Annotated in this window: 16 protein-coding genes; 7 read left to right on the top strand and 9 right to left on the bottom strand. The window is 56.2% G+C overall.

The features are described from left to right. Window positions 1-37 precede the first annotated feature (37 nt). From WH50_RS04260 to WH50_RS04250, 3 genes are all read right to left on the bottom strand, one after another. On the bottom strand, window positions 38-2,185 hold the full coding sequence (locus WH50_RS04260; protein WP_110186196.1) for a DEAD/DEAH box helicase: 2,148 nt from the start codon (window positions 2,183-2,185) through the stop codon (window positions 38-40). Further along, the gene (locus tag WH50_RS04255) at window positions 2,182-3,051 is read right to left on the bottom strand and encodes a HamA C-terminal domain-containing protein (protein WP_110186195.1); all 870 of its coding nucleotides are present in this window, start codon (window positions 3,049-3,051) and stop codon (window positions 2,182-2,184) included. The genes WH50_RS04260 and WH50_RS04255 overlap by 4 nt, the downstream gene beginning before the upstream one ends. A 104-nt stretch (window positions 3,052-3,155) precedes the next feature. Further along, window positions 3,156-3,479, bottom strand: a complete 324-nt coding sequence (locus WH50_RS04250) for a hypothetical protein (RefSeq protein WP_133251241.1) — start codon at window positions 3,477-3,479, stop codon at window positions 3,156-3,158. Window positions 3,480-4,060: 581 nt separating this feature from the next. On the opposite strand from WH50_RS04250, the gene WH50_RS04245 reads away from it, so the two are divergent. Further along, window positions 4,061-4,453: a hypothetical protein gene (locus WH50_RS04245; RefSeq protein ID WP_110186193.1), complete on the top strand. Its 393-nt coding sequence runs from the start codon at window positions 4,061-4,063 to the stop codon at window positions 4,451-4,453. A 59-nt stretch (window positions 4,454-4,512) separates the two neighbouring features. Here WH50_RS04245 and yidD read toward each other — a convergent pair whose 3' ends face one another. The 5 genes from yidD to WH50_RS04220 form a co-directional block, all read right to left on the bottom strand. Continuing rightward, a complete protein-coding gene (yidD, locus tag WH50_RS04240) occupies window positions 4,513-4,716 on the bottom strand; it encodes a membrane protein insertion efficiency factor YidD (RefSeq protein ID WP_110186192.1) in 204 nt (67 codons plus the stop codon). 2 nt (window positions 4,717-4,718) lie between these two features. After that, window positions 4,719-4,961 carry a DUF4177 domain-containing protein gene (locus tag WH50_RS04235; RefSeq protein WP_110186191.1) on the bottom strand — a complete coding sequence of 81 codons (243 nt, stop codon included), beginning with the start codon at window positions 4,959-4,961 and terminating at the stop codon, window positions 4,719-4,721. Window positions 4,962-5,317: 356 nt separating this feature from the next. Then, window positions 5,318-5,776 (bottom strand): hypothetical protein, encoded by a 459-nt coding sequence (locus WH50_RS04230; protein WP_110186190.1) that lies wholly within the window; start codon window positions 5,774-5,776, stop codon window positions 5,318-5,320. 3 nt (window positions 5,777-5,779) lie between these two features. Continuing rightward, window positions 5,780-6,205, bottom strand: coding sequence for a hypothetical protein (locus WH50_RS04225; RefSeq protein WP_110186189.1), 426 nt, complete (start codon window positions 6,203-6,205; stop codon window positions 5,780-5,782). 87 nt (window positions 6,206-6,292) lie between these two features. Beyond that, window positions 6,293-22,018, bottom strand: a complete 15,726-nt coding sequence (locus WH50_RS04220; RefSeq protein ID WP_110186188.1) for a non-ribosomal peptide synthase/polyketide synthase — start codon at window positions 22,016-22,018, stop codon at window positions 6,293-6,295. A 340-nt stretch (window positions 22,019-22,358) separates the two neighbouring features. Between WH50_RS04220 and WH50_RS04215 the strand changes: the two genes are divergently transcribed. From WH50_RS04215 to WH50_RS04200, 4 genes are all read left to right on the top strand, one after another. Next, complete coding sequence (locus tag WH50_RS04215; RefSeq protein ID WP_110186187.1) at window positions 22,359-22,982, top strand: alpha/beta hydrolase family protein; 624 nt, start codon at window positions 22,359-22,361, stop codon at window positions 22,980-22,982. Next, window positions 22,979-23,584: a hypothetical protein gene (locus tag WH50_RS04210; protein WP_133251240.1), complete on the top strand. Its 606-nt coding sequence runs from the start codon at window positions 22,979-22,981 to the stop codon at window positions 23,582-23,584. Before WH50_RS04215 ends, WH50_RS04210 begins: the two co-directional genes overlap by 4 nt. A gap of 81 nt (window positions 23,585-23,665) precedes the next feature. Continuing rightward, window positions 23,666-24,265: a hypothetical protein gene (locus WH50_RS04205; RefSeq protein ID WP_133251239.1), complete on the top strand. Its 600-nt coding sequence runs from the start codon at window positions 23,666-23,668 to the stop codon at window positions 24,263-24,265. An 80-nt stretch (window positions 24,266-24,345) separates the two neighbouring features. After that, complete coding sequence (locus WH50_RS04200; protein WP_110186184.1) at window positions 24,346-24,981, top strand: hypothetical protein; 636 nt, start codon at window positions 24,346-24,348, stop codon at window positions 24,979-24,981. A gap of 97 nt (window positions 24,982-25,078) precedes the next feature. Here WH50_RS04200 and WH50_RS04195 read toward each other — a convergent pair whose 3' ends face one another. Further along, entirely contained in the window at window positions 25,079-25,498 is a 420-nt protein-coding gene (locus WH50_RS04195) for a hypothetical protein (RefSeq protein WP_133251237.1), read from the bottom strand. A 229-nt stretch (window positions 25,499-25,727) separates the two neighbouring features. On the opposite strand from WH50_RS04195, the gene WH50_RS04190 reads away from it, so the two are divergent. Beyond that, complete coding sequence (locus WH50_RS04190) at window positions 25,728-25,961, top strand: type II toxin-antitoxin system Phd/YefM family antitoxin (RefSeq protein ID WP_165838300.1); 234 nt, start codon at window positions 25,728-25,730, stop codon at window positions 25,959-25,961. Next, window positions 25,958-26,344, top strand: a complete 387-nt coding sequence (locus tag WH50_RS04185) for a type II toxin-antitoxin system VapC family toxin (RefSeq protein WP_110186182.1) — start codon at window positions 25,958-25,960, stop codon at window positions 26,342-26,344. Before WH50_RS04190 ends, WH50_RS04185 begins: the two co-directional genes overlap by 4 nt. The last annotated feature ends 2 nt before the right edge of the window (window positions 26,345-26,346 follow it).

Below are 26,346 nucleotides of genomic sequence, written 5' to 3'. Positions count from 1 at the left end.
GAGCGCAGCGTAAAAACTGTCCGACAGCAGCGCTTTTTTAGCCGATTTTTGCACCGATACCCCGCTGAAAGTCTTCAATGACTCTCTTTTCAAATACGCTATCGCCAAAACGACTAAGCTCTCGGTTACGCAGGTTATTCACAACAACATCTAGAGAATCGTCTTTCTTAAAAATCCGCTCATTCAAAAATTTCTCTGAAATTTCAGTGGGCAGTCCATATTCTTCAAGTGCAGAAAAAGATGAAGGCTGAAATAGATGCTCAATCGTCATGGCAAAAGGTAAATAATTGCATGAGCGTAACCCCTTTAATTGCAGCACATGATTCGCAACGTCATTAAGTGCTATCAAATATTTAGGATAATTGAATGATGCCCAGCCCCTCAAAAAAGCAAGTACATTTTCCACTGCCTCATCTGGAGAGGTATTCCGCACTATTTGGTTTGATATCATTTCCCTCCTAAATCGTGGAACATTGCGAGATGCATACAGCTTCCACACCCATAGAGTCATCATGCTTGCACTGCGCATAGCGCCCTGTCTGGCTGACGGCGCCCCGCCTAGTTGCGTCCAGATAATTTCAGAAGTTAGTTTGATGTCATCGTATTGAGGCTTTGAAGACCACGCAAATCTCTCTAAATCTCGATAGCTAGATTTTAGCAAGTGATTTGCAGTATCCAATAGATATTCAGGTTCGATGCCAGAGTGTCTCTTGAGAAGCTCAATCGGAAGAAGCTTTTGATTTAGTATAGTTTCAACTTTTTCTCTAAGAGACGCTGGAATATCTTTCGCAGGAAGATTAATAAGTAGACTGCTTGGAGTGTTCTCTCCAGGGTTGATGGCCGGCATATCGACAAAAGGAAGCTCTTCTTCAGGAGGAGCATCAAAGACAAAGATATTTCCAATGAAATGACGAAACATTCGACCTGTTCGCCCTTTGATATTACTAAACGTGAAAAAATCTAGGGATTTTTTATTAAGTTTATTGTCATAAATAACTACATTTTTAGCAGAAGTATTTACCCCCTCAATTAGCGTAGATGTACAGAGTAATACCTTTATCTTGCCTTCTTCGAACGCACGAATCATAAAACGACCAAGTGAGCGCGGGAGTCGTCCATGATGAATTCCGATTCCGTGCCGAAGAGCTACGGATACTAACCACTTATCATGGTAATTTTCAGAAGTCCACTTTGCCGCCTCCAAAAGCTCTTGGTCTTGAGTTATTTCCAGCTTCCGTATATCAAGATATGATTTGATTAACTTTCTGGTGCTTGCAGGAGATTGACAGTAAACCATCGTTTGGCCTTCAATTTCATCCAAAAGCTTGGCCAATGCTTCATTTCTGTTTGGTTTTTTCCTCAGAAAGTGAAGCTCAATGGCTACAGTTTGAAAGTCTTCTACAAGAAATTTACAGTTTAGTTTTTCTTTTACGACGTCTGGTATGGACTTAATTGAAGGGCCCAATAAATAAAACTGAGCTCCAGTATTGCACAGTCGGAGGAACGCCTGATTTAAAAGTGTGGATCGCCCTCCATCATTTGATATAGACAACTTGTAGAATTCATCTATGACAAAGAAGTCAGCTTCAGGAATTTCTTCCTCCATAGAAAGATAACGCTCTTGCGTAAGGACAAAGATATTTCTTTCTGTAATTTTTTGGTTGCTAGAAGTGACTATCGAATATTCTTCAACAAACCTCGACATCCTTCGTCTCGTTTCTTCTACAAGCGCTAGCGTTGGAACAATCAAAACAACATTGTCAAACTTTTTAGCCGAAATAATTATATCAATTAACAGGCTTTTACCGAATGAGGTTGGGGCACTCAAGATGACGGAACTTCCTGACATGAGCCAGTGCAAGACACGAGCCTGTGATCTATGTAGAACATAGTCTCCCATTATGCCATCAGCCCTATGCGCAGCATGCATAAGCGCATTTCTTAACGATAGATCTCCAAGATTTGAAACATATGGATAAAGTCCTACTTGCATAGTTAGATCATTAAGTATTTCTCTATAGGCGAGACCAAGGGAATCTTGGTTTTCGAGAGCACGGATCACGAGATCACGACCCATATTGATGTTAGAGGAACAAATACTAGCTATATCAGAAAGCAAAGAGAAAGGATCGTCAGTCCACTTCTGTGACTTTATTTTTTCACGAATTTCAGCAATGTTACTCATATTTGAAGCGCCTTAAGTCGTTCATCAAGTGCTGCTATGAGCTTCTTTTTTTCTCTTAATGGGACAAGAATGACGTGGGCAGTGAGCGGAAAATCTTGGGTGAACCTATTTTTATACTCGGAACCAATCTTTTCCCTTAGACGGGCATACGTATTAATAAGCTCGCCTCTAATTTTCTCCCTATATTCATCGTTACTCACTCCACTGACTCCAACCACGTCACTGTCATAGGTGAGCAATATTGGAATGCAGGCTTTTTTGAAAACCTCATCCAAAGATGTATTTGCATGCAATAGTTTCTTTAGCTTTTCTGCTTCCGGCCATGAGGGATCAATTTTATTTTTTATTAGAATAAATTCTGACCTTAAATAATCGGTCTCCAAATGATCAACAATCTCTTTTGAAACATCATAAATAGCTTTTGTTATATTTTCATAAAACTTTGTTTCTCCGATCCACAATTCAAGATCGTTGTCCTTTCTCACAACATGCACAGCATCAAATCCCTTTACTGTTTCGTTAACGGCACTTTTGTAATAAATTTTACTAACAGCTGGTAGAGTTTCGTAAACTTGGCGGATTGCTATATGTAGTAATAGTTCACCGAACTCACCTCTCAGTCCATACTTTTCTGTTTGATAAACAATTTTTGCTGCTTTTTTTGTCATCCGCAGCGCATTAGCGTGACCAATTTCACTTAACTCTGAATATTCAAGTGCGAATTCCGGCAGCCATTCCATCATATGATCTGCTAACTGCTCATTTCTCCATTGCCCACGCTCAAATCCAGCACAGAGAGCCAAGTCGTCACCTGTTTCACTGATCTCATGGAAGATGATGTTTAAAAAACTGTCTGGATGTTCCATTTGGTCTCTTTTTCTGTCGTATTCAGATAGCTGAACCTTATCGGCTAACGCCCAAAGCAGCGAGGTCCAGCCCCGTAGGGGCGATGCTGCCTTTGCTTGTTAGTTTACTCATCTGGTTGTTCGGGCGTTTTAGCAATTGTCCATTTATCACCAACCTTGTTTCTCCAAGCATGGAAGCCAGGTTCAATTGTGGCGACCTCAAATACAGTAGGATCAATTTTTGTAATTTCTTCTAGCCCAACTAGCTTGGCATCTTCTATTGTGTATTCAACATTGCTTACAAACTGCCAACCATCATCCTCTAGATCGTGATACACAACCTGAATAGGACATTCACCTACGATGATTTGACGAATTGTGAATACGGCGCAGTTCTTTGGCTGGTCAAATGGCCACTCCACTTCCTTTTTCTTAAACATTCCGAACATTGCTCGATCCTATTTTAAATAGCTAACAGTATGTTAATGAAGTCTCCGACCTCATAACAATTATTAAAAGGTATACCTTTTAGCAAGCCCTATCTTAAAAGCAGTCACGTAAGACTTTGATTTTAAGAGAAATAATAAATTAACCAACACAAAGATGACTCATTAAAAGGTATTTAAATCAACAACAGACCATCCAAAAGGTATACCTTCTTTCAGATTTTTCAAGGATGAAATACTCGGAGCTTGCATACCACAACTTCCCATTCTCACGGGTGGGGAACACTGCTTCTACCGCGATTATCTCATGGCTACTCTGAACATCAGGCGTTAGCTCAAGTCTGTTGCGGCAAAAACTCGGACGGACTGCCAGTTGCCCGTGACACTTACTTTTTTGGTTACGCGTTAATAGACCAGAGAACATCACTCTTTGGCTTGATATTCGCTATCGATCATCCTAGGCTCTTTTACAAATTTAAAAATCTGAAGAGTAGGCAATAATAAAACTGAGTGAATTATTTTCTACTCCGACATTAAAACCATCAAACTTAATACTCCCTCCACCTTTGAGTTTAATAAGTAAAATGCTCACAATAAAGAATCAGCCTATTCTTGCCATCGCCATTTTTATAGCGATAGCTCTGATTATCTACGCAACGTTTGTAAAACATATTTCTGAGTTGGAATACAAAACGTTTATCAAACCCGGTGGTGAATATCATATTACGGTTTACAGCTATACCAGCCTGATTTCACTGATGCCAGGAAGCTCAGGTGACAGACCCGGAGTGATAAAACTCTATAACAAATCCAACCAGTTAGTTGCAGAGAAAGATATTGAGATGCTGCAATTGATTGATAATGTGGAATGGTCTGACACCGGCGTACATATACCACTTATGGTGGATTGGGCACTACCAGTAAATTCCAGAAAAGAGACCATTAAAAAGAAAAGGGCCAAAAGGCCCTTTATGTAACATAAACATCATATGATGTTTCACACTGAGTTGATAGATTGCAGCCTTATTGGCCATTTTTAAGGAAGATCAACTCCGCCATTGGGTTGCTTACAGCGAGAAATGCGGTTTATAGACTTAATCCAACCTCTCACAAAACCATATTTATTCAGTGCTATTACTGCATACTCAGAACAAGATGGATCAAATAAGCAAGAATTTCTCAAAGACTGCGGAGCTATCACTCTATAAAACTCTATGAGTTTTATCGAAAGCCAGACCAATTTTATTTTTCCTTTCTAAACGTGATCACGTAGTAGCTGTTACTCTCTGCTTTCTTTCCACTTAGCGCATCAAAACAACCAGGCTGGACTTGCACACCTATACTATCAACACGATGAAAGTCCCATCCATCAGCAGCATATTCATTTACGACATTTTCAAGATATGCAGCGGCTTCATTGCCTCTATGAGCTTTCATCTGGACTGCAATATTTGGCGGAATCTGAACCATTTTATATTCAAACATATTTACCCCTCTAGCTTTTTTCAGTTATTAAAAAGCGACGTTTCTTGCATACCTTTTTTCCAGCCATATCTCATAAGGAAGAAAAATATTTCCCAAATACAAGAAGGCTAGCCCAAGTATTGATACTGCTGCGAACAACAAGCCGCATTTTTCCATTACTCCATGAGCATTTTTAAACGTCATCAGTGACGTAAAAAATAATAGAGCACAAGAAAAAACCACATAGTAAAAATTTATACTGGTGTGGTTTTTCGTATGACTTGGCACTCTCCAATTAATGCCAACTTAGTATAAAAGTACAGTACTAGCCAATATAAAGCTTATTGAACTGCTAAATTTTAAAATAGCACACACTTTCAAAAACTGGCTTCCGCTTCATCTGGGCACTGAGCATAATTAGGTAAATCTTCCACTTTTTCAGGCATAGCAATAAACATATCTTTTATTAGCCATCGCCCTTGTTCTTTTGTATAAAGCAGACTGAAACTGACTGGGGAGTTAGAAGACTCATAGCCATTAACAGTTAAGCAACCAACATCGCCGTCAGCAGCCGTTTTTTCAAAATGTGATATTTCATTTTTCATAATGTGCGGAAACGATAAATTTGATACTACCTTATCTTCTGCATCTCCCTTTTTTATATCACTAAGAGCCTGATCAACCACTTCTTTAGCAAAGTACCCGACAAGTCCATCTATTTTATTTGACCTGTCCTTTATATGCTCTTCAAAGTTTTGATAGCTCTCGTACAAGGCTACATTAGCGGCACAGGCATAGACGGGAAGAAGGAAAAGAAGTGTAAGTATCTTCTTCATTATTCAGTTCCCCAAAATTCTTTTTAACTCAGCATCATAACTTGCATGTCTGAACTTAAGTGCTTTGGCTGCCCTGCATAGTAAACCAGAGCATGAGGTAATCATTTCATCCAAATCAAAATCACCCTTCACTTTCATACGCCCAAACTTCATATTTAGCGTGAGTGTATATCCTATCTTCATATCCTCTTCATTAGAAAATGAAATATTTATCGTTTTTATGTTTGCACCTATATTTTCCAGTACAGGTGAACCATTAAAAACCAATATACCGGCCTTACCTGAAAGCTTCGCATGCCCTTGTTCATCAACAGTAATGCTAGCACCGCCTGATAATAGAAGCTGGGTCGTTAATCCCTTATCTTTTGAATAGGCAATGCTAATAAACTTTCCAACAGCAACCTTTAATTCTGGACTACTCAATTCCATTTAATTCACCTTCCCTAATATAAGCAATAAAGGCCGTTAACCTGCCATAGTACATAATAGCTGTCAATGCGAGCCACGCTCTTCCAGTCATATCTCCTCAGCCAGCAGCCCGGCAATGGTGGGCTTCTGCATCAGATCACGCAGTTTGATGCTGACGTCGATGGCGTCGCTGCTGCGAATCTTGCTGATCACTTTCAGGCTCAGTAAGGAATCGCCTCCCAGTTCGTAGAAGTTGTCGTGGCGCCCTATCCGCTCGACCCCCAGCACCTCGGCCCAGATGGCCGCCAGTGCCTGCTCGGTCACCGTGCGCGGGGCTTCATAGTCAGTCGCCACAGACGGTGCCACCGCCGACAGCGCGGGCAGCGCATTGCGGTCGACCTTGCCATTGGGCGTCAGTGGCAGTTCGGCCAGCGCCACAATAGCCGCGGGCAGCATGTAGTCCGGCAGGGTGCGCGCCAGCTGTGCTTTCAGCCCGGCTTCGTTGAGGTCGGTGGTATCACGCAGCACTACATAGGCCAGCAGCCGTGGGCCATTGGCGGCCTGTTCTACCGTCACCACAGCATTAGCGATGTCGGGCTGTGCCAGCAGACAGGCCTCGATCTCCCCCAGCTCGATACGGAAACCGCGGATCTTCACCTGATGGTCAAGACGACCGAGGTAATCCACCGCGCCGTCTTCACGCCAGCGCACCAGATCGCCAGTGCGATACAGGCGCTCGCCCTGTGCAGAGAACGGGTTGGGCACAAAACGCTCGGCACTCAGGCCGGGGCGCTGGAAGTAGCCACGGGCCAGTTCACCGCCCAGATAAAGCTCACCGGCCACACCGACAGGTACCGGCTGCAACTGCGCATCCAGCACATAGGCCTGACGATCCCCCACCGGGGAGCCGATAGGCGCGTAGGCCGTATCCATCTCGGTGCTGACATCGACCTTCCACAGTAACGGCGTCACCACGGTTTCCGTCGGCCCGTAGCCGTTGATCAGGGTGCGCGGCCTGAGCGCACGGCGCACCAGATCATAGCTGTCACGGGGCACCGCCTCGCCACCAAAGCAGTAGGTCGCCACGCCCGGCGCTTCCCCTGTTGCTTCGGCCACTTCTGCCAGCTGGCGCAAATAGGCAGGCGGGAAGGCCACGGAGGTAACCTGCTGCTGTTTGAGCACCGCCAGTGTCTGCTCCGCGGTCCACAACTGGGCATCGCGCAGCACCAGCTTGCCGCCGCGGCTCAGGGTGGTCAGCCAGCGCTCATGGGCCCCGTCGAATGCGAAGGACATAAAGTGCAGCTCGCAGGAGTGGGTATCCATGCCATACAGATCGGCAATGGCGGCACAGTGCCGGGCAATGCTGCCCTGCGTTACCGCCACGCCCTTGGGCTGGCCGGTGGAGCCAGAGGTATAGATCAGATAAGCCAGCTGCTCAGGGTGAATGCTCAGCTGCGGCGCGGTAGCGGCCGCGCTCTGCCAGTGCGGCTCATCCAGCCACAGCACGGCGGGCGGCTGAGATACCAGCCCGCTGTGCGCATCGGCTTGCGGGTCAGAGGGCGGCAGCAGATGGGCCAGCGACGACTGGCTGATCACCAGACTGCAGCCACAGTCGGCCAGCATATACGCCAGTCGCTCACGAGGGTGAGCCGGGTCAAGAGGCACGTAAGCCGCACCACTTTTCATCACCGCCAGCAGGGCCACGGGCAGCTGCAGATGGCGCTCCAGCAGCACTGCTACCCGCTGCTCAGCGCCGATACCTCGGGCCAGCAGGGTGTTGGTCAGCTGATTGGCCTGCCGGTTCAGTTCGGCATAACTGAGGCTGTCACCACCATCGGCGCTGCTTAAGGCAATGGCCTGCGGCTGGCGCTCTGCCCATGCCGCCAGAGTGTGTTGCAACAACGGCGTCTGCCCATAACGCGGCGGATTGATACCGTAGCGCTGCAACTGCCCGGCTTCCTGCTCCGGTAGCAGTGTCACATCTGCCACACAGGCCTCTGGACGGCTCAGCAGGCACTCGGCCAGCTGCCCGATCAGGTGCAGCAACTGCGCCTGCAGGCGGCGCGCCACCGGCTCGGCAAAGCACTCACGCTGCCAGATCATCTTGATGCTCAGCTGCTCGGCCAGATGCACTTCGATATCCATCGGATAGTTGGTGACATCCACCGTGCCCTGCAGGCTAAAGCGCAGATCATCGGCACTGCCCTGACGCAGCGCGGCATCCACCGGATAGTTTTCAAACACCACGATGGAATCGAACAGCGCCTGCCCCGGCTGCCCGGCCCAGCGCTGCACGTCGGCCAGCGGTGTGGTTTCATGGTCACGCAGGGCCAGATTGGTTGACTGCAACTGCTGCAGCCAGACCTGCAACGGCTGCTGCGGCTCGCTGCCTGCCACCACCGGCAGGGTGTTGATATACAGCCCCAGCGCCTGTTCGGCTCCGGCCAGCGCCGCCGGACGCCCCGCCACCACCGAGCCAAACACCACCTGCGCCTTGCCGCTGTAACTTTGCAGCAAATGCACCCAGGCCGCCTGAATCAGGGTATTGAGAGTCACGCGAGCGGTGCGGGCGGCGCTGCTGAACACCGCCGTCTGCTCGCGGCTCCAGCTGTGCAGCAGCACGCCGTGGCCTGCTGCCGTGGCAGAGCCGGGCTGGACACTTTTCACCGTGCTGGCCAGCAGGGTCGGGCCATCCAGACGGGTAAGCTGAGTGCGCCACCATTGTTCACGCTGCGCCCGTACTGCAGGCTGATCGGCCGCTGCCAGCCAGCCCAGATAGTCGCCGTATTGCGCGGTGACCGGCGCCAGTGGCTGGCCACGGTAATGACGCAGCACTTCACTGATCAGCAGGGCATTACTCCAGCCATCGGTGATCAGATGGTGCTGGGTCAGGATCATCTGATAGCGGCCCTGACCGCAGCCCACCAGCATCACTTTCACCAGCGGCGGGCAACGCAGATCAAAACCACGCTGCAGTTCCGCTGCGGCCAGATGCTCCAGCGCTTCGGCACTGGCGTGCTCCTGCTCCACCACGGTCAGCGGCATGGTCACCTCACGGGCGATCCATTGCAGTTGTTGGCCGTCTACCTGCACAAAACCGGCACGCAGCGCCTCATGGCGGTCCAGCACTGCCTGCCAGGCGGCGCGGAAGCGTTCAACATCCAGCCCGTCGATATCCACCCGGGTCTGGATCAGATACGCCTGCTGCCCGGCATCGCCGCTGTGCAGGCTGTGATAAAGCATACCCTGCTGCATCGCCGACAGCGGATAAAGCTGGGCGAGCTGGGCCCACAGCGACGGCTGGCGATCCAGCGGCTGTCGATCCAGCGCTTGGGGCAACTGGTCCAGTTGCGTCTGGCTGAGCCCGGCCAGCGGCACATCACTGGGGGTCAGGCCACGGTGGGGCTGGCGGCAGTGTTCCAGCACGGCCAGCAGCTCAGTGCGATAGGCCTGCATCACCGCCTCGATGGCAGCCGGGGTATGGCAGTCACTGCTGAAACTCCAGCTGCAACGCAGCTCGCCCTGATACACCTGCGCGTTGATGGTCAGCGCATGCAGCAGCGGCGAATCGGCGGCCACCACGGCACCGCTGGCTTCGGTGGCGATCTGCCAGGGGCTGCCTTCACCAAAGCTGTTGTCGAACTGGCCCAGATAGTTGAACACCACCTCGGCGCGAGCGGCGGGCAGCTGCTGGCTGACGCGGGTCAGCAGGCCATAGCCGATGCCGTTATGGGGAATGGCACGCAGTTGCTCCTTGGTCTGTTTGATGCGCTGCCCCCGTTCACCGCCCTGCAGCACCAGCGGATAGAGGCTGGTGAACCAGCCGACGGTGCGGCTGAGATCCAGCGACGGCAGGCCGGGCGGGGTTTCGCGGCCATGGCCTTCCAGCTCGATACGCAGTTGCGGCTGGCCGCTCCAGTCACACAGCACCTGCGCCAGCGCCGCCAGCAGCAGGTCATTGATACGGGTGCGATAGGCCGCACCGGCTTCTTTCAGCAGCGTCCGGGTGTCAGCCTGATCAAGGGTGAAACTGAGGCTGAGCCGTTGGGCTTCGGTGCGCTGCCCCTGCGGGTTATCCAGCGGAATAGCCGCACTGACGGCCTGCACCTGCTGCCAGTAAGGCAGCTCACGGGCCAGCACAGCGGAATGGGCATAGTCATGCAGAGCCATCGCCCACTGCTGCACACTGCAGGTCTTGTCTGGCAAAGGCTGTGGCCGTGCCTGAGCTTGCGCCTGATAAGCCTGCTGCAAATCTTCCAGCAGCACCCGCCAGGACACGCCATCCACCACCAGATGGTGGATCACCAGCAGCAAGCGGCATGGCTGTTGCTCGACCTCGAACAGCACCGCCCGCAGCAGCGGCCCCTGCTGCAGATCAAGGCTTTGCTGCGCTTCGCCGCAGCGTTGCTCGATCTGCTGTCTGACCTCAGCCTCATTGCCCTTGATCGCCACGCGCTGCAGCACGGGCTGCGCACTGAATGGCGCGTAATGCTGTTGCCAGCGGCCCTGTTCATCCTGCTGATACACCATGCGCAGCGCATCGTGATGACGCAGCAGTTGCTGCAACGCCTGCTCCAGCAGTGCCGCATCACAGGGCATCCGGCTCTGTAACAGCAGCGCCTGATTCCAGTGCTGGCGCTGTGCCATCGGCAGGCTGAAGAACAGCTGCTGGAATGGCAGCAGCGGTACTTCTTCCGCACTGATGTCAGCGCTGATGGTCGACAGGGCAGATGTGGAATCTGCGCTGGCCAGAGGTTGTGCCACTGCCGCCACCGCCTGCAAGGTTTGCCGCTCGAACAGATCACGGGCACTCAGCTGCCAGCCAGCGCGCGCCGCACGGGAGACAATCTGCAGGCTGAGAATGGAATCGCCGCCCAGCTCGAAGAAGTTATCCAGCTGGCCGACCCGCTCCACTTTCAGCACTTCACACCAGATCGCCGCCAGCTGCTGCTCGGCCTCGCTGTCTGCCGCCCGGTATTCTGCCTGTTGCAGGGCGGGGGCAGGCAACGCCTTGCGATCCACCTTGCCGTTGGCACTCAGGGGCAGTTGCGCCAGGGCTACCCAGGCGGCAGGCAGCATGTAGTCGGGCAGCTGGGCCGCCAGTGCCTGCTGCAAGTGCGCCTGTTCAGCTGTTCCCGCCCAGTAGGCCACCAGCTGATCACCGGCGCTGCCACGCAGGGCCACCACCACCGCATCGGTGACCCCCGGCTGCGCCCGCAGCAGGCTGTCGATCTCGCCCAGCTCAATGCGCAGACCACGAATCTTCACCTGATGATCAAGGCGGCCGAGGTACTCCAGCACCCCGTCCTCGCGCCAGCGCACCAGATCGCCGGTACGGTACAGCCGCTCACCGCTGGCCAGCGGATGCGGCACAAAGCGTTCGGCACTGAGATCCGGGCGCTGCACATAACCCCGGGCCAGCCCCGCGCCGCCCAGATACAGCTCACCGGCAATACCCACCGGCAGCGGGTTGAGGTCCGCATCCAGCACCCAGGTGCTGACGTTGGCAATGGGCGCGCCGATGGGCACGCTGCTGCGTCCGCTCTCTGCCCGGCACTGCCAGAAAGTGACATCAATGGCGGCCTCGGTCGGGCCATAAAGGTTATGCAGGGCCACCTGTGGCAGACGGCTCAGCACCTGCTGCTGGGTTTCCAGCGCCAGCGCCTCACCACTGCAGATAATCCGCCGCAGCGACGGGCACTGGCTGGCCGCCTCAAAGCCGATAAAGGCATTCAGCATGGACGGCACAAAATGCAGGGTGGTGATGCGCGCGGCGTTGATTACCGCCACCAGCTGCGCCGGATCACGATGGGCACCGGGTGCCGCCATCACCAGCCGGGCACCGCTCAGCAGCGGCCAGAAGAACTCCCACACCGACACGTCAAAGCTGAATGGCGTCTTTTGCAGCACCGCATCCTCTGTATCCAGCTGATAGGTCTGCTGCATCCACCACAGGCGGTTGAACAGCGCCGCGTGACTGTTACCGACGCCCTTGGGCCGCCCGGTGGAGCCGGAGGTATAGATCACATAGGCCAGCTGTTCGCCATGCACCGGCAGCGCCAGATTGCTGTCGGCCTCGTCACTGAGGGCCAGCTGATCCAGCGCCAGCAGCTCACACCCCGCCAGCGGTGCAGCCAGCGCGGCAAGCAGATGGGACTGGCTCAGCACCAGCTGCACAGCGCTTTGCGCCGCCATATAACTCAGGCGCTCGGCGGGATAATCCGGGTCCAGCGGCACATAGGCACCACCGGCCTTATGGATAGCCAGCAGGGCCACCACCAGCTCGATGGAACGCTCTGCCGCCACCCCCACCAGCGTATCGGCGGTGACGCCACGGCGGCGCAGATAATAGGCCAGCCGGTTGGCCTGCTGGTTCAGTTCGGCATAGCTCAGGCTGCGTTCACCGGCCTGCAGAGCAATGCGCTGTGGCTGGGCAGCGGCCTGCTGCTCAAACAGCTGAAACACCGGCTGCGCTGCGGGGTAAGGTTGCGGGTTCGTGCTCCACTGCTGCAGCCGGGTCTGTTCATCGGCGGCCAGCAGTGACAGGCAGGCCAGTGGCTGACCGCGCTGCTGCAGCTGGGGCAATTGCTGCAGGATGGCCAGCAGGTGCGCCGCCAGACGTGCCATCTGCGCGTCGCTGAACTGGCTGTGCTGGTAGCTGAACGCCAGCTGCAAACTGTCGTTGCCCTGCACGATCAGGGTCAGTGGATAGTTGGTCTGCTCGTGGATGGCAACCTTGCGCAGTTGCAGGCCATCCTGCCGTGCCTGTCCCAGTGCCTGATCGACCGGGTAATTCTCGAACACCACCAGCGTATCGAACAGCGCTTGCCGCGCCGCACTGAACAGCCGTTGCAGCTGATACAACGGCAGGTACTCATGCTCGCGCGCAGCCAGATTGTGCTGTTGCAGCTGCCGCAGCCAGTCACCGACCTGCTGTTGCGGGTCAATGCGGCTGATCAGCGGCAGAGTGTTGATAAACAGCCCCACCTGCTGCTCGATACCCGGCAGTTGCGCCGGGCGCCCGGCCACGGTGGCACCGGCACAGACCGTGCTCTGCCCGCTGTAGCCCTTGAGCAACTGCAGCCAGGCGCCCTGCACCAGCGTATTGAGGGTGACTTTCTGCTGCCGGGCGAACTGATAGAGCTGTGCCGTCTGCGCCTGATCCAGCTGCAGCTGATGCAGCCCATAGCCACCCTGAGCATCCGACTCAGCCTGAGTGCTGACGGGGCGTGCCAGGGTTGAGGCCAGATAGGTCGGCTCATCCAGCTGCGCCAGTTGCTGCTGCCACCACTGCAGGCTGACGGCCTGATCCTGCTGTTGCAGCCAGCCGATATAGTCGCGGAACTGCCCCTGCAGGGCGGGCAGCTCGGCGCCCTCATAGGCACGCAGCACCTCGGCCAGCAGCTGGCTGGTACTCCAGCCATCCAGCAACAGATGGTGGACGGTCCAGATAAAGTGGTAATGCCCTTCGCCCAGTTGCAACAGGGTCAGACGCATTAGCGGCGGTGTGGTCAGATCAAAGCCCTGCTGCAGGATGGCAGCAGCCACATCTTCCACCTCCGCCACGCTGCTCTGCCGTACTTCAAAGGGCAGCGCTACGGCCGCGGCGACCCACTGCAGTGACTGCTCGCCCTCTTCCCCGGCCAGACTGATAAAGCCCGTGCGCAGGATGGCATGGCGCTCCATCACCTGCTGCCAGGCGGCGCGGAAGGCATCCACATCGAGGCCGTGCATCTCTACCTGCAGCTGGTTGATATAGGCCGATGAGCCGGGGTCATAAAGGCTGTGGAACAGCATGCCCTGCTGCATCGGCGACAGCGGATAAAGGTCGGCCAGTGCCGGATAACGCTGCAGCGCCTGCTGGCGTACTGCGCCGCTGACCAGCTCAGCGCCTGTGTGAAGCGCCGCGCTGCCGGTGTTCTGTTCACTGTGGCTGCTTTCATCCGTGGCCAGCACCTGAGCCACCGCCGCCAGTGCCATCAGCGTCTGGCTGGCGAACAGCTGTTTCGGGGTCAGCAGCCAGCCTGCCTGCCGGGCACGGGCGACAATCTGCAGACTGAGGATGGAATCACCGCCCAGCTCGAAGAAGTTATCGTCGCGGCTGACCTGCTCGACTTTCAGCACCTCGGCCCAGATGGCCGCCAGTGCCTGCTCAGCAGCCCCTTGCGGAGCGGCAAAATCAGCACGCTGCAGTTCAGGGGCAGGCAGTGCCTTGCGGTCCACCTTGCCATTGGGGTTGAGAGGCAGCTGCGGCAGACACACCCAGGCAGCAGGCAGCATATATTCCGGCAGCAGCACCGCCAGTGCGCTGTGCAGCTGCGCGGCGGTTGCTGGCCCTGACCAGTAGGCCACCAATTGGAAGCCGGCCGGGCCGCGATGGGCCACCACCACGGCGTCATCCACCCCCGGCTGGGCCCGCAGCTGGCTGTCGATCTCGCCCAGCTCAATACGCAGACCGCGGATTTTCACCTGATGGTCGATACGGCCCAGATACTCGATCACGCCGTCGTCGCGCCAGCGCACCAGATCGCCGGTGCGGTACAGCCGCCCGCCGTCCAGCGCAAAGGGATGCGGCACAAAACGTTCAGCGGTCAGCCCCGGCTGCGCGGTGTAGCCTTCCGCCAGACAGATGCCACCGAGATACAGCTCACCGGCGATACCCTGAGGCACCGGCCGCAGTTGCGGGTCAAGAATCCAGGTGTGGACGTTGGCGATGGGCGCACCGATGGGCACGCTGTGCTGGCCTGCCTCCTCCCGGCACTGCCACCAGCTCACTTCGATGGCGGCTTCAGTCGGCCCGTAGAGGTTGAGCAGCTGCGCCTGTGGCAGGCGCGTCAGCACCTGCTGCTGGGTCTCCAGCGCCAGTGCTTCACCGCTGCAGATAATACGTTGCAGGGAGCGGCACTCCGCCGCCTCGCGGTAGGCCATAAAGGCATTCAGCATCGACGGCACAAAATGCACATGGCTGATCTGCTCGCGGCGGATCACCTCGGCAATCTGCGCCGGGTCGCGATGGGCACCGGGAGCAGCCATCACCAGACGGGCGCCGGTCATCAGCGGCCAGAAGAACTCCCACACCGACACGTCAAAACTGTAGGGCGTTTTCTGCAGCAGGCTGTCGCCCGCCTGCAGTGGCCACTGCTGCTGAATCCAGTACAGCCGGTTGTACAGCGAACGATGGCGGTTGCCCACGCCCTTGGGCCGTCCGGTGGAACCGGAGGTGTAGATCACATAGGCCAGCTGATCGCCATGCACCGGCAGGTCCGGGTTGTGCTCCGGCGCGCCATCGACCGCAGCCAGCACCTCGGGCTGCAGCTCGATAACCTCGCCGTCAAAGTCAGGCAGCTGCTGGCACAGGTGCAGCTGGCACAATACCAGTTGCACCCCGCTCTGGCCGATCATGTAGGCCAGTCGTTCGGCAGGGAAATCCGGGTCCAGCGGCACGTAGGCGGCACCGGCTTTCTGAATCGCCAGCAGACTGACCACCAGCTCCACGGAACGCTCGGCGGTAATCCCCACCACCCCGTGCTGACGGGCACCGCGCTGCAACAGCTGATGAGCCAGACGGTTGGCCCGCCGGTTCAGCTCGCCATAGCTCAGCTGCTGCTCCCCTGCTGTCAGGGCAATGCGCTGTGGCTGCAGGGCCTCCTGTTGCTCGAACAGCCGGAATACCGGCAGTGCCTCCGGGTAAGGCTGAGGGTCAGTGCTCCATTGCTGCAGACTGCTGAACTCTTCAGCAGCCAGCAGGCTGATCTGCGCCAGCGGCTGCTCTGCCTGCTGCAGTTGTTGCAGCAAGGTCAGCAGATGCTGGCCCATGCGCTCAATCTGGGCCTGACTGAAATGCTGGCACTGGTAGCCCAGCTCCAGACTCAGGCTCTCCTGCTGCGCACCGCCCGTCAGCTGCACAATCAGGCTGAGGGCGTAGTTGGTACGTTCATGGCTGACCAGTCGCTGCAACTGCAGGCCATCCGGCTGCTGCGCCAGTGCCTGCTCCACCGGATAGTTCTCGAACACCACCAGCGTGTCGAACAGCGCCTGCCCGGACTGACTGAACAGGCGTTGCAGCCGCGATAGCGGCAGGTATTCATGTTCCCGCGCTTGCAGCTGCTGGTGCTGCAGGCTGCGCAACCAGTCGGCTGACAGCAGCGTGGGCTGCGGCACACTGACTAGCGGCAGGGTGTTGATAAACAGACCGATCTGCTGCTCGATACCGGCCAGCACCGGCGGACGGCCAGCCACGGTCACGCCGGTACAGACGCTGGACTGGCCGCAGTAGCCCTGCAGCAACAGCAGCCAGGCGCCCTGCACCAGGGTATTGAGGGTAACTTTCTGCTGCCGGGCATAGTCCTGCAGCAGGCGGGTGTGCGCCGCGCTCAATGCCAGCGTATGCACCCCGTGCGGTTCGCCCTGCGGGTCAGGCTGTGGCCGGGCCACGGCATTGGCCAGATAGGTCGGCTCCTGCAGCTGGGCCAGCTGTTGCTGCCACCAGTCGAGGCTGCGCTGCTCATCCTGCTGTTGCAGCCAGCCGATATAGTCGCGGAACTGCCCCTGCACCGGCACCAGCGGCTGCCCCTGATAGCAGCGCAGCACTTCCGCCAGCAGCAGGCTGGTACTCCAGCCATCCAGCAGCAGGTGATGCACAGTCCAGATCATGCGCCAGCACTGTTTACCCGGCGCTGGCGTCTGCTCCACCAGCGCCACCCGCATCAGTGGCGGGCAGGCCAGATCAAAGCCTTGCTGCAGCTCTTCCAGTGCGACCTGCTCGGCATCACCGCGTACCTGCCGGAACGGCACCTCCACCTGCTGAGCCAGCCATTGCAACGGCCGCCCCTCCACCGTGATAAAGCCTGCCCGCAAGACACCGTGACGGGCTGCGACCTGATTCCAGGCCGCCTGAAAACGGGCGACATCCAGCGGCTGTGCAGCCGGGCTTTCAATCAGAATCTGCAGTTGGTTGATATAGGCCTGCCCGGCCTGCTGCTGATCACTCTGCTCAAAGCGGCTGTGGAACAGCAGCCCCTGCTGCATCGGTGACAACGGATACAGGTCCGCCACCGCCGCCAGCGGCTGACCGGTCAGCGCCGGCAGCTGCTGCAACTGGGCGGTGCTCAGCCCGGCCAGCGGCACATCGCTGGGGGTCAGCCCCGCCACGCCGCTGCAGCAGTGATCCAGCAGCTGACGCAGCTCGTCGGCAAAACGCTCGATCAGGCGGCTGATGGTGGCATCGTGATAGCGTTCGCGGCTGTAACTCCAGTTCAGGGTCAGACAGCCCTGATAAATCTGGCCGTTGATGCTCAGCTCATGGGCCAGAGGCGAGTCAGGCGCCACACTGCGCCCGGCCGGTTCACGGGCCTGCGTCCACTGGCTCTGTTCGGTATCGCTGAACTGCCCCAGATAGTTGAACAGCACCTGTGCCTGCGGCATGGCTGCCAGTGCCTGCTGCTGTTCGGTGCTGCCCAGATAGCGCAGCACGCCATAACCCAGCCCCTGCTGCGGTACGGCACGCAGCTGCTCCTTGACCCGGCACAGCGCCTCGCCCAGCGCACCGACCGGCTGTAACGCCTGCGGATAGAGGCTGGTCATCCAGCCAAGGCTGCGGCTCAGGTCCAGCTCCGCCGTGCCGGTCAGTTCGGCAACGGTGGCTGCTTCCCGGCCATGGCCTTCCAGATCAATCAGCACCGTGTCACTGTCCTGCCACTGACACAGGGCACGGCCCAGCGCAGTCAGCAGCAGATCATTGATACGGGTACGGTAGGCGGCCGGTGCCTCACTGAGCAGGCGCCGGGTATCAGACTCGCCCAGCACAAAGCGTTGCTGCTGTTGCTGCGCCTGAGTGGCACGGCCATCGTCATGATCACAGGGCAACGGTGTGGCGGCTGCGGCCTGCTGCTGCCAGTAGGGCAGCTCGGCGGCCAGTGCCGGTGACTGTGCCAGTGCCTGCAGCGCACGGCCCCAGGCCTGCGCACTGCTACTGCGAGCAGGCAGCGAAGGTGTACGCTGCGGCTGGGCCAGCAACGCCAGATAAAGTGACTGCAGATCATCCAGCAGCACCCGCCATGACACCCCGTCCACCAGCAAATGATGGGCCACCAGCAGCAGACGCCAGCTGCAGTCTTCCACCGCAATCAGCACGGCCCGCCACAGCGGCCCCTGTTCGATATGCAGACTGCGCTGCGCCTCATCGCAGATGGCGGCAATTTCCTCGGCGCTAGCGGCCTGACACTGCCACAGCAGTTCGCTGGTCGGCACCTCATCCACCGCCTGATAATGTTGCTGCCAGCCCTCGGGTTGGCGCTGATAGCGCAGCCGCAGGGTGTCGTGATGCTGTTGCAGCAGGTCCAGCGCGCGCGTCAGGGTATCAGCATAGATGGGCTCATCACTGTGCAGCAGTACCGCCTGGTTCCAGTGATGGAAATGCGCCATCGGCAGGCTGAAAAACCACTGCTGCAACGGCAGCAAGGGCGTGTCGCCTGCATCCGGCAACCCCGCTTGCGTCTGCTGTTCACGCCGGCAGGCGACCTGCGCCAGCTCTGCCAGCGTCTGATGCTCAAACAGCTGACGTGGCGTCAGCTGCCAGCCCGCGCGGGCAGCACGGGAGACAATCTGCAGACTGAGAATGGAGTCGCCGCCCAGCTCGAAAAAGTTCTGCTGACGGCCAATCTGCGGCAGCTTCAGTACCTGCTGCCAGACCTGCGCCAGCGCCAGTTCCGCCTCGCCCTGCGGTTGCTGTTCGGCCTGCAGTAGCTGGTCCGCCGTCGGCAGGGTGATGGCAGGCAACGCATTGCGATCCACCTTGCCATTGGCATTAAGCGGCAGCTGCGGCAGTGACTGCCACAGGCTGGGCACCATGTAATCCGGCAGCTGCGCGGCCAGCCGCGCTTTCAGCCGGGCTTGCGTGGTCTCGTCGCCCTGCTCGCCTCTGGCCACCCAGTACACCGCCAGACGCTTACCCTGTGTGCCCTGCTCTACCGCCACGACAACGGCCTGTTCGACTTCCGGCTGCGCCCGCAGCAGGGTTTCAATTTCCCCCAGCTCGATGCGGAAACCGCGAATTTTCACCTGATGATCGACCCGACCGAGGTAGTCGATATTGCCGTCACGACGCCAGCGCACCAGATCGCCACTGCGGTACAGCCGCTCGCCGCAGGTACTGAACGGATTGGGCACAAAGCGCTCGGCACTGAGGCCGGGGCGCTGCAAATAGCCGCGCGCCAGCCCGTGCTGGCCGCCCAGATACAGCTCACCGGCCATGCCGACCGGCAACGGATTCAGCTCGCTGTCCAGCACATAGGCCTGACGCTCGCCCACCACCGAACCAATAGGGGCATAACTGGCGCTGCAGGGCTGTTGTGGTGTCACCCGCCACAGCAGCGGTGTCACCACGGTTTCCGTAGGGCCATAGCCGTTGACCAGAAACTGCGGCCGCAAGGCCCGCCGCACCTGATCGAAACTCTCACGCGGCATGGCATCGCCACCGAAGCAGTAGGTGCGCACCGGCGGCGGGTTGCCGTCACGCTCGGCCCAGTCAGCCAGCTCGCGAATAAACACCGGCGGGAAGGTGGCCTCGGTAATGCCGTACTGCCACAGCGCCTGATAGGTCTGCTCCACTGACCACAGCTCATCGCCGCGCATCACCACCTGACCGCCGTGGGTCAGGGCGGTCAGCCAGCGTTCATGGGCACCATCAAAGGAGAAGGACATAAAGATCAGCTCGCGGCAGCTGTCACTCATGCCATAGCGCTCACCAATGGCGGCGCAGTGCATGGCAATACCAGCGTGGCTGACCAGCACGCCCTTGGGCTGGCCGGTGGAGCCGGAGGTATAGATCACATAGGCCGCCTGCTCAGGGTGCCATGCCAGTGCGGGTGCCTGTTGCAGGCCATTGAGCCGGGCTTCGCTTTCCAGCTGGTGCAGATCCAGCCGCTGCACGCCCGCGACTTCCGGCAGGGTCGCCTGCCGCTCACTCAGTACCCAGCCCATGCCGCTGTCGCTCATCATGTAACGCAGGCGTTCGGCAGGATAATGCAGATCCAGCGGCACATAGGCCGCCCCCGCACGCAGGATACCGAGGAAAGCCACCAGCAGATCAACACTGCGCGGCAGCGCTACCCCCACCAGGGTTTCCGGCCCGACGCCCTGTGTGGCCAGCACCGCAGCCAGCGCATCGGCACGGCGGTTGAGTTCACTGAAGCTCAGCTGCTGCTGCCCGTCACGCACGGCAATGGCATCGCCCTTACGTTCACCCCAACGGGCAATGCGCTGCTGCACCAGCGTATCGTCGGGCTGCTGCAGCTGACCTGTGCCCCACTGTTGCAGCTGTTGCCACTGCACGTCAGTCAGCAGTGAGACCGAGGCCAGACGGCGGCGACCATCGCCCACCAGCGCCTGCAGTAACTGCAGATAGTGTTCGGCCATGTCGGCGATGGTCTCGGCGGCGAACAGCTCACGGGCGTAGATCAGCGACAAGCGCAGGCTGCCGTCAGCGCCTTCTTCACTGGCCGCGACCAGCTCGAACTGCGCCGCGCCCCTGTCGCCCTGCTCGGTGTACAGACGCAAACCGGGCAGCTGCCAGCTGTGCTGGTTGCTCACGTCATGGCTGCGCAGATGGTTGAACATCACCTGAAACAGCGGGTTATGGCTGAGGCTGCGCGGCAGTTGCAGGCCATCCACCAGTGCATCGAAGGGCAGCTCCTGATGGGCCTGCGCCGCCAGCACAAACTGACGGCACTGGCTGAGCAGATCATCCACGCACATGGCGCTGTGAAACTGCGCAGGCATCACCTGCGAATTGACGAAGAAGCCGATCAGCTCCTGAGTTTCCGGGCGTTGACGGTTGGCCACCGGCACCCCGACCCGTACCTGCGACTGGCCGCTGTAGCGCTGCAGCAACCACTGGAAGCCTGCCAGCAACAACATAAAAGGCGTCATCCCCCGTTGCCGGGCGGTCTCCTGCAGCTGCTGCGCCAGAGCATCCGGCACCGCCACGCTCAGGGTATCCGCCTGATACTGCCCCTGCGGATGACGCGGATAATCCGTCGGCAGTGCCAGCAGCGGATGTTCCTGACCCAGCTGTTCGCGCCACCACTGCAGATGGCGCTCGGCCTCACCGGCCTCCAGCCAGAGCCGCTGCCAGCGGCTGTAATCGGCGTAGTCCACCTCAGGCGGTGTCACCTCGTGATCCTGCCCTGCCGCCGGACCGCAGCGACGGCGGTAACTGTCGCAGAAAGCAGCAATCAGCAGCGGCATGGAGGCATCGTCAGCGATGATATGGTGCATCACCAGCTGCAACAGATGGCGCTGCTCGCCGGTGCGATACAGACCGATGCGCAGTAATGGCCCTTGTTGCAGGTCGAACGGTTCCGCAACCAGCGCCGCCGCCCGCTGCCTGGCCTGCTGCACAGCCTGTCCGGCATCTGCCGCTGCAGACAGGCAATCCACTTCCTCATAACGGGGCGCCAGTTCCGGCAGTACATACTGCAGCACCTGCCCCTCGTCATCGGCGCGGAACAGTGTGCGCAGCGACGGCTGCTGCTGGATCAGCTCGGCAAAGCTGTCCTGCAGTGCGGCTACATCCAGCTGTCCTTCCAGCGTAATGCCTGCCTGCAGGTGATAGGCGTTGCTGTCTGGCTGCAGCTGCCAGAGAAACCATTGCTGCTGCTGGGCAAATGACAATGGTGCACTGTCTTCCCCTTCTTCCTGCCGCGGGCGGGCCGGAATCGGCAACTGCTCAGGGCGAATCCCCTGCTCGGCCATCTTCTGCAGAAATACCCGACGCTGCTCCGGATTCAGTTCGGCAAAACGCTCAGCCAGACGACGCAGTTTGTTCAAATCCATGGATCACAGCCTCGGTATTTCTCGTCAGAAAAGGGGGAAAAGCCGCACAAAACGTGCGAACAGCGCCTGCCCGCATACAGCAGACGTACCCAGAGAGGACGATGGATCAGGAGGGAAATTTAACCTTGGCAGGGGGCGTGAAAGGATCGAAAAAGAGATGAGAAAGAAGTGAGAACGGGGCTGAACAGGCGCTGCGCCGCTGGCAGCAGATACATTTCCCGCCTTGCCGGAACGGTATTTACCACTAGAATCGGGCGGCGGTTTGAGCGGCGGGAAGCCGTGGAGATGTATCTTGCCTCATACCAGGGACATCCATGCAGCCAGAAGGAGCTAAGGAAAGATGGCACGCATTCTCGAATACTTTGTCGGCGGAGGCGCGGATAAAGGGGATTTGCTTTCAAAAGTGGTCGGCGCGACCAATAACATCAAACTTCATGCTCAGGCTTACCGTGATCAGCAAAAGACTCCTGTTATTACTGATCACTACGGGCACGAGGAATACACTCAACTATTAATCCGCATTCAGGCTGACCTCAAGCGCGGCGATACGGTGAATCTGACGGGGCATAGCTGGGGTGGCGGTGCCGCTATTCGTATTGCGCAGAAACTTAAACAGCAGGGACAAAGCGTCAATATTCTAATTACTCTCGACCCGGTTTCTCTGCTGCCTCTGACCAGCCCGGTGGGTGCTCGTATCTGGGTCAACGTCTACCAGAAACAAACACTGGTCGATGCTATCGCTACCGTACCCGTGGTCGGCAACGCTGTTGCCGGTATTGCTTCTGCATTTAGTGCGCCTTTTGCTGACGATGCCTCTGACACCATTGCTACCCTTGGCGGTCAGCTGGGTTATCAGAACAAAGCCAATATCAATAAGGAAACAACAGTAGGCCATGCAGAAAGCGGTCTCATGTATATAGAGGCGCTAAATGCACTCACCGCCAAAGGGGAGCGAAGCTATTGAAAGCTTTATCTATTTTATTTTTAGGGATTGCATTAAGTGGCTGTGCAAAGAATGTAAAAGTCACTCCACTTTCCCTAAGCCCTGCAATCCTTATCAGTTATGCGGACTGTGGTGAGTATCGCGATGATTATTTAAGGCTGCACGTGCGTTTTGATTCACCCATGAAAACCTCAGCGGGGGCATTTGCAGCATGGGCTTATATCGACAGAGATAAAAACCATCCAAGCGATAATTCAAATGGGGATACGCGCGTTCTCTACAATGAGCAGGGCGAATATATTGATACCCTGATGGATGAAAGATCTCGGTATAAGGTATTCAGTGCCGGAGAAGAAGCTGATGTTCTCCTCTTTTCTGAGCTGATTGTTCCGACAGATAGTTCTCATGATCCAACTCAGCCGAAGCAAGGCATCAGTCTTCTGCACGACAACTATGATCAGTTACGCGTACAGATTCGCCTGACCAATATAGTAGGGGGCGCTGACAGCAACACCATGACGTTTAGCCGTGATGAAGTCATAAAAGCGCTAACTAATCAGTCAAAAACAGAAATCCGGGTGCCACTCAGCCCTCATGCAGAGTGCCCTAACAACACCAAATAGACGGTAACCAAGGCGAAATGCTGCAATCGTGGCATTTCGCTTTTAAGTATTTAAATAGGTAGCCAAAAGGAAAATAGGCTATTGAAAACACTATGGATATTAGCTCTTGGCGCCACATTGGCTGGCTGCACTAAGGAAATCAAAGTCACCCCTCTGTCACTCACGCCTGTCACTCTGGTTCGCTATGCAGACTGTGGTGAATATCGTGAAGACTATCTCAGGCTACACTTCCGTTTTGATTCGACGATCAAACCTGTAGATGGATCTTTTGCCACCTGGGCTTATCTGGATAACGACAAAAACCACCCCACCACCTCCGACGACTCAGGCAGCATGCTGCTCTACAAACAACAAGGGCAATTTGTTAGCCGTTATAACGGAAAGACCTTCCAACCCGGGGAAGAAGCGGATGCGCTCGTGTTTCAGGGGCTGACGGCAAAAGTGCCTGATGAACATGACACCTTTGACCCCGAACATCCGAGAGAGGGTATTAACCTGCTCAGGGATAACTATGATCAAGTGCGAATTCAGATTCGCCTGACCAATATCGCCAAATGGGCTGACAGCAACACCATGACGTTTAGCCGTGATGAAGTCATAAAAGCGCTAACTAATCAGCCAAAAACAGAAATCAGGGTGCCACTCAGCCCTCATGCAGAGTGCCCTAACAACACCAAGTAGACGATAACCAAGGCGAAATACTGCAATCGTGGCATTTCGCCTTATTTATTTTTAGCAGACAGCCAAAAGGATCATTGGCCATGCGCACTGTCAGGGATACTAATCAGAGCAAACGGGATTTGCTGCTCAAACGCCGGAATAACCGGAAACGCGCAGTAAAGCCCTTTTTCCAGTCATCGTTTTCTGTGCTGATGCCGCTGGCCATGCTTGGTATTGCTGCCAATACCTTTGTGCCGCACCACTTCAAACCCGGCGCGATGGTCAACGACTACGCCCTGCCCATCGTCATTACGGCACTGCTGGCCATTTATATGATGGGTTCCTGGATACTGGAGAAATGCAACCGCATGCTGTTTACCAGCAGCTCAGTAAAAAACCTGCTTATTTGCCACGGTCTGATGCTGCTGGCTGGCTATCTCTTGCTGAAACCACTGGTGACCTACTCCATTCCGTCACTTATCAATATGCAAACAGGCATAATTCAAACCGTCAGGGACAGTGCGCAAAAGCAAAAGGTGAGTACAAAGTATTGCCACTATGAGCTGAACCCAGAATCTCTGAAATCCGTCCATTTTCAGAATTGTATAGAGTGGCAAACCTACTCGGCATTACCAGAGGGTGAGCTGGCAATTGAAATGGACATTAGATCGTCGGCGTGGGGGATGACATTGCAGAGAATCAGGCGGGTCAATAATAAGCCTTATCCAGCCCATTAAAGTTTGAGCCCACTAACGTTTCAGAAAGGAAAGACGCACCGGCAAAGTCGTGCTTTGCCGGTAAAGAGCAGGTCCGGCTACTGGCCAGAACCCGCAGTTACTTCGACTCGATACGAATACCCTTCGGCTCGGTCTTGTCGATATACAGCTCGTAGCCCTTGTCCTTGTTCAGCACCACGGTGCCGTTGTCTTCGACCCGCTCCACCTTGTAGCCGGCCTTTTCCATCTGCTGCTGGGCAAAGTCCAGTGCGCTGTCGGGGGTGCCTGCCTTAAAGATCAGCTTTTCTGTCACGTTGTCCTCATGGAAGCCGTATTCATAGCCGGAGAAGCGGTCTTTGCCGACCATGGCTTCGATATTGACCACATCGGGGCCAGACAGAATCCAGTAAGCCAGGGTATCCGGCGTGGTTTCATAGTGCTCGCGAGAGCTGAGGCTGACAGCGTAGGCACCAAACAAACCAAGCACCATGATCAGAATGATGTTGCCTAATACAAAGGCCTTCATTGGGTTTTTCATCAACAAAACTCGGCATCAATACATTGAATCTCCCACAACCCAGCCTTCTTTATGGTCAGCCGGACCAGCCTGTGATCATGGGAACGGAGAATGGGGCCAGACTTTACTTGATTGACGAGTGAATGGGCAGGGTTAACAGGCACTGTTCATCCCGCTGGCGCGCATCGACTTGCTCGAAGCATCATTTGAAGCTAGCTTTAGCTAACTTTAGCTAAGGTGAGATAAACCCATGCAGGTCAATATGCACGAAGCCAAAACTCAACTCTCTAAACTGGGGGAGAAAGCCTGGGCTGGCGAGAAGGTCGTCATCGCCAAATCAGGCAAGCCCTATCTGGATCTGGTGCCGCACCGAGAACACCAGGCACCCCGCCAGCCTGGGCGCCTGAAAGGCCAAATTTCAATTGCAGAGGACTTTGATCACACGCCAGCTGACATTATTGCTGCCTTTGAAGGTGAACTGTGAAGCGGTTATTGCTGGATACACACGTCCTTTTATGGTGGCTGACAGACGACCCCATTCTGGGGGAGAAAGCCAAAGCCGCCATTCAGGACATACGCAATGAAGTGTACGTAAGCGCTGCCAGTACCTGGGAAATTTCCATTAAAAAGTCGTTGGGTAAGCTACAGGTGCCTGACGATATGAGCACCATGATTGAGGACGAAGGATTTATTGGCCTGCCTATCTCCCTCTATCACGGCGATCAGGCAGGCTTGTTACCCAAACTGCACAATGACCCATTTGATCGCATGCTGATCGCCCAGGCTCAAGCAGAAGGACTCATCTTGGTTACCCATGATGCGGCCATCATGCAGTACACCGTACAGACACTGGCAGCAAGCAAATAGCC

The sequence above is a fragment of the Pokkaliibacter plantistimulans genome (assembly GCF_003194385.1).
Classification (GTDB): domain Bacteria; phylum Pseudomonadota; class Gammaproteobacteria; order Pseudomonadales; family Balneatricaceae; genus Pokkaliibacter; species Pokkaliibacter plantistimulans.
Note: the sequence above shows the minus strand (reverse complement) of the source record. Positions and strands in the feature narration are given on the sequence as shown.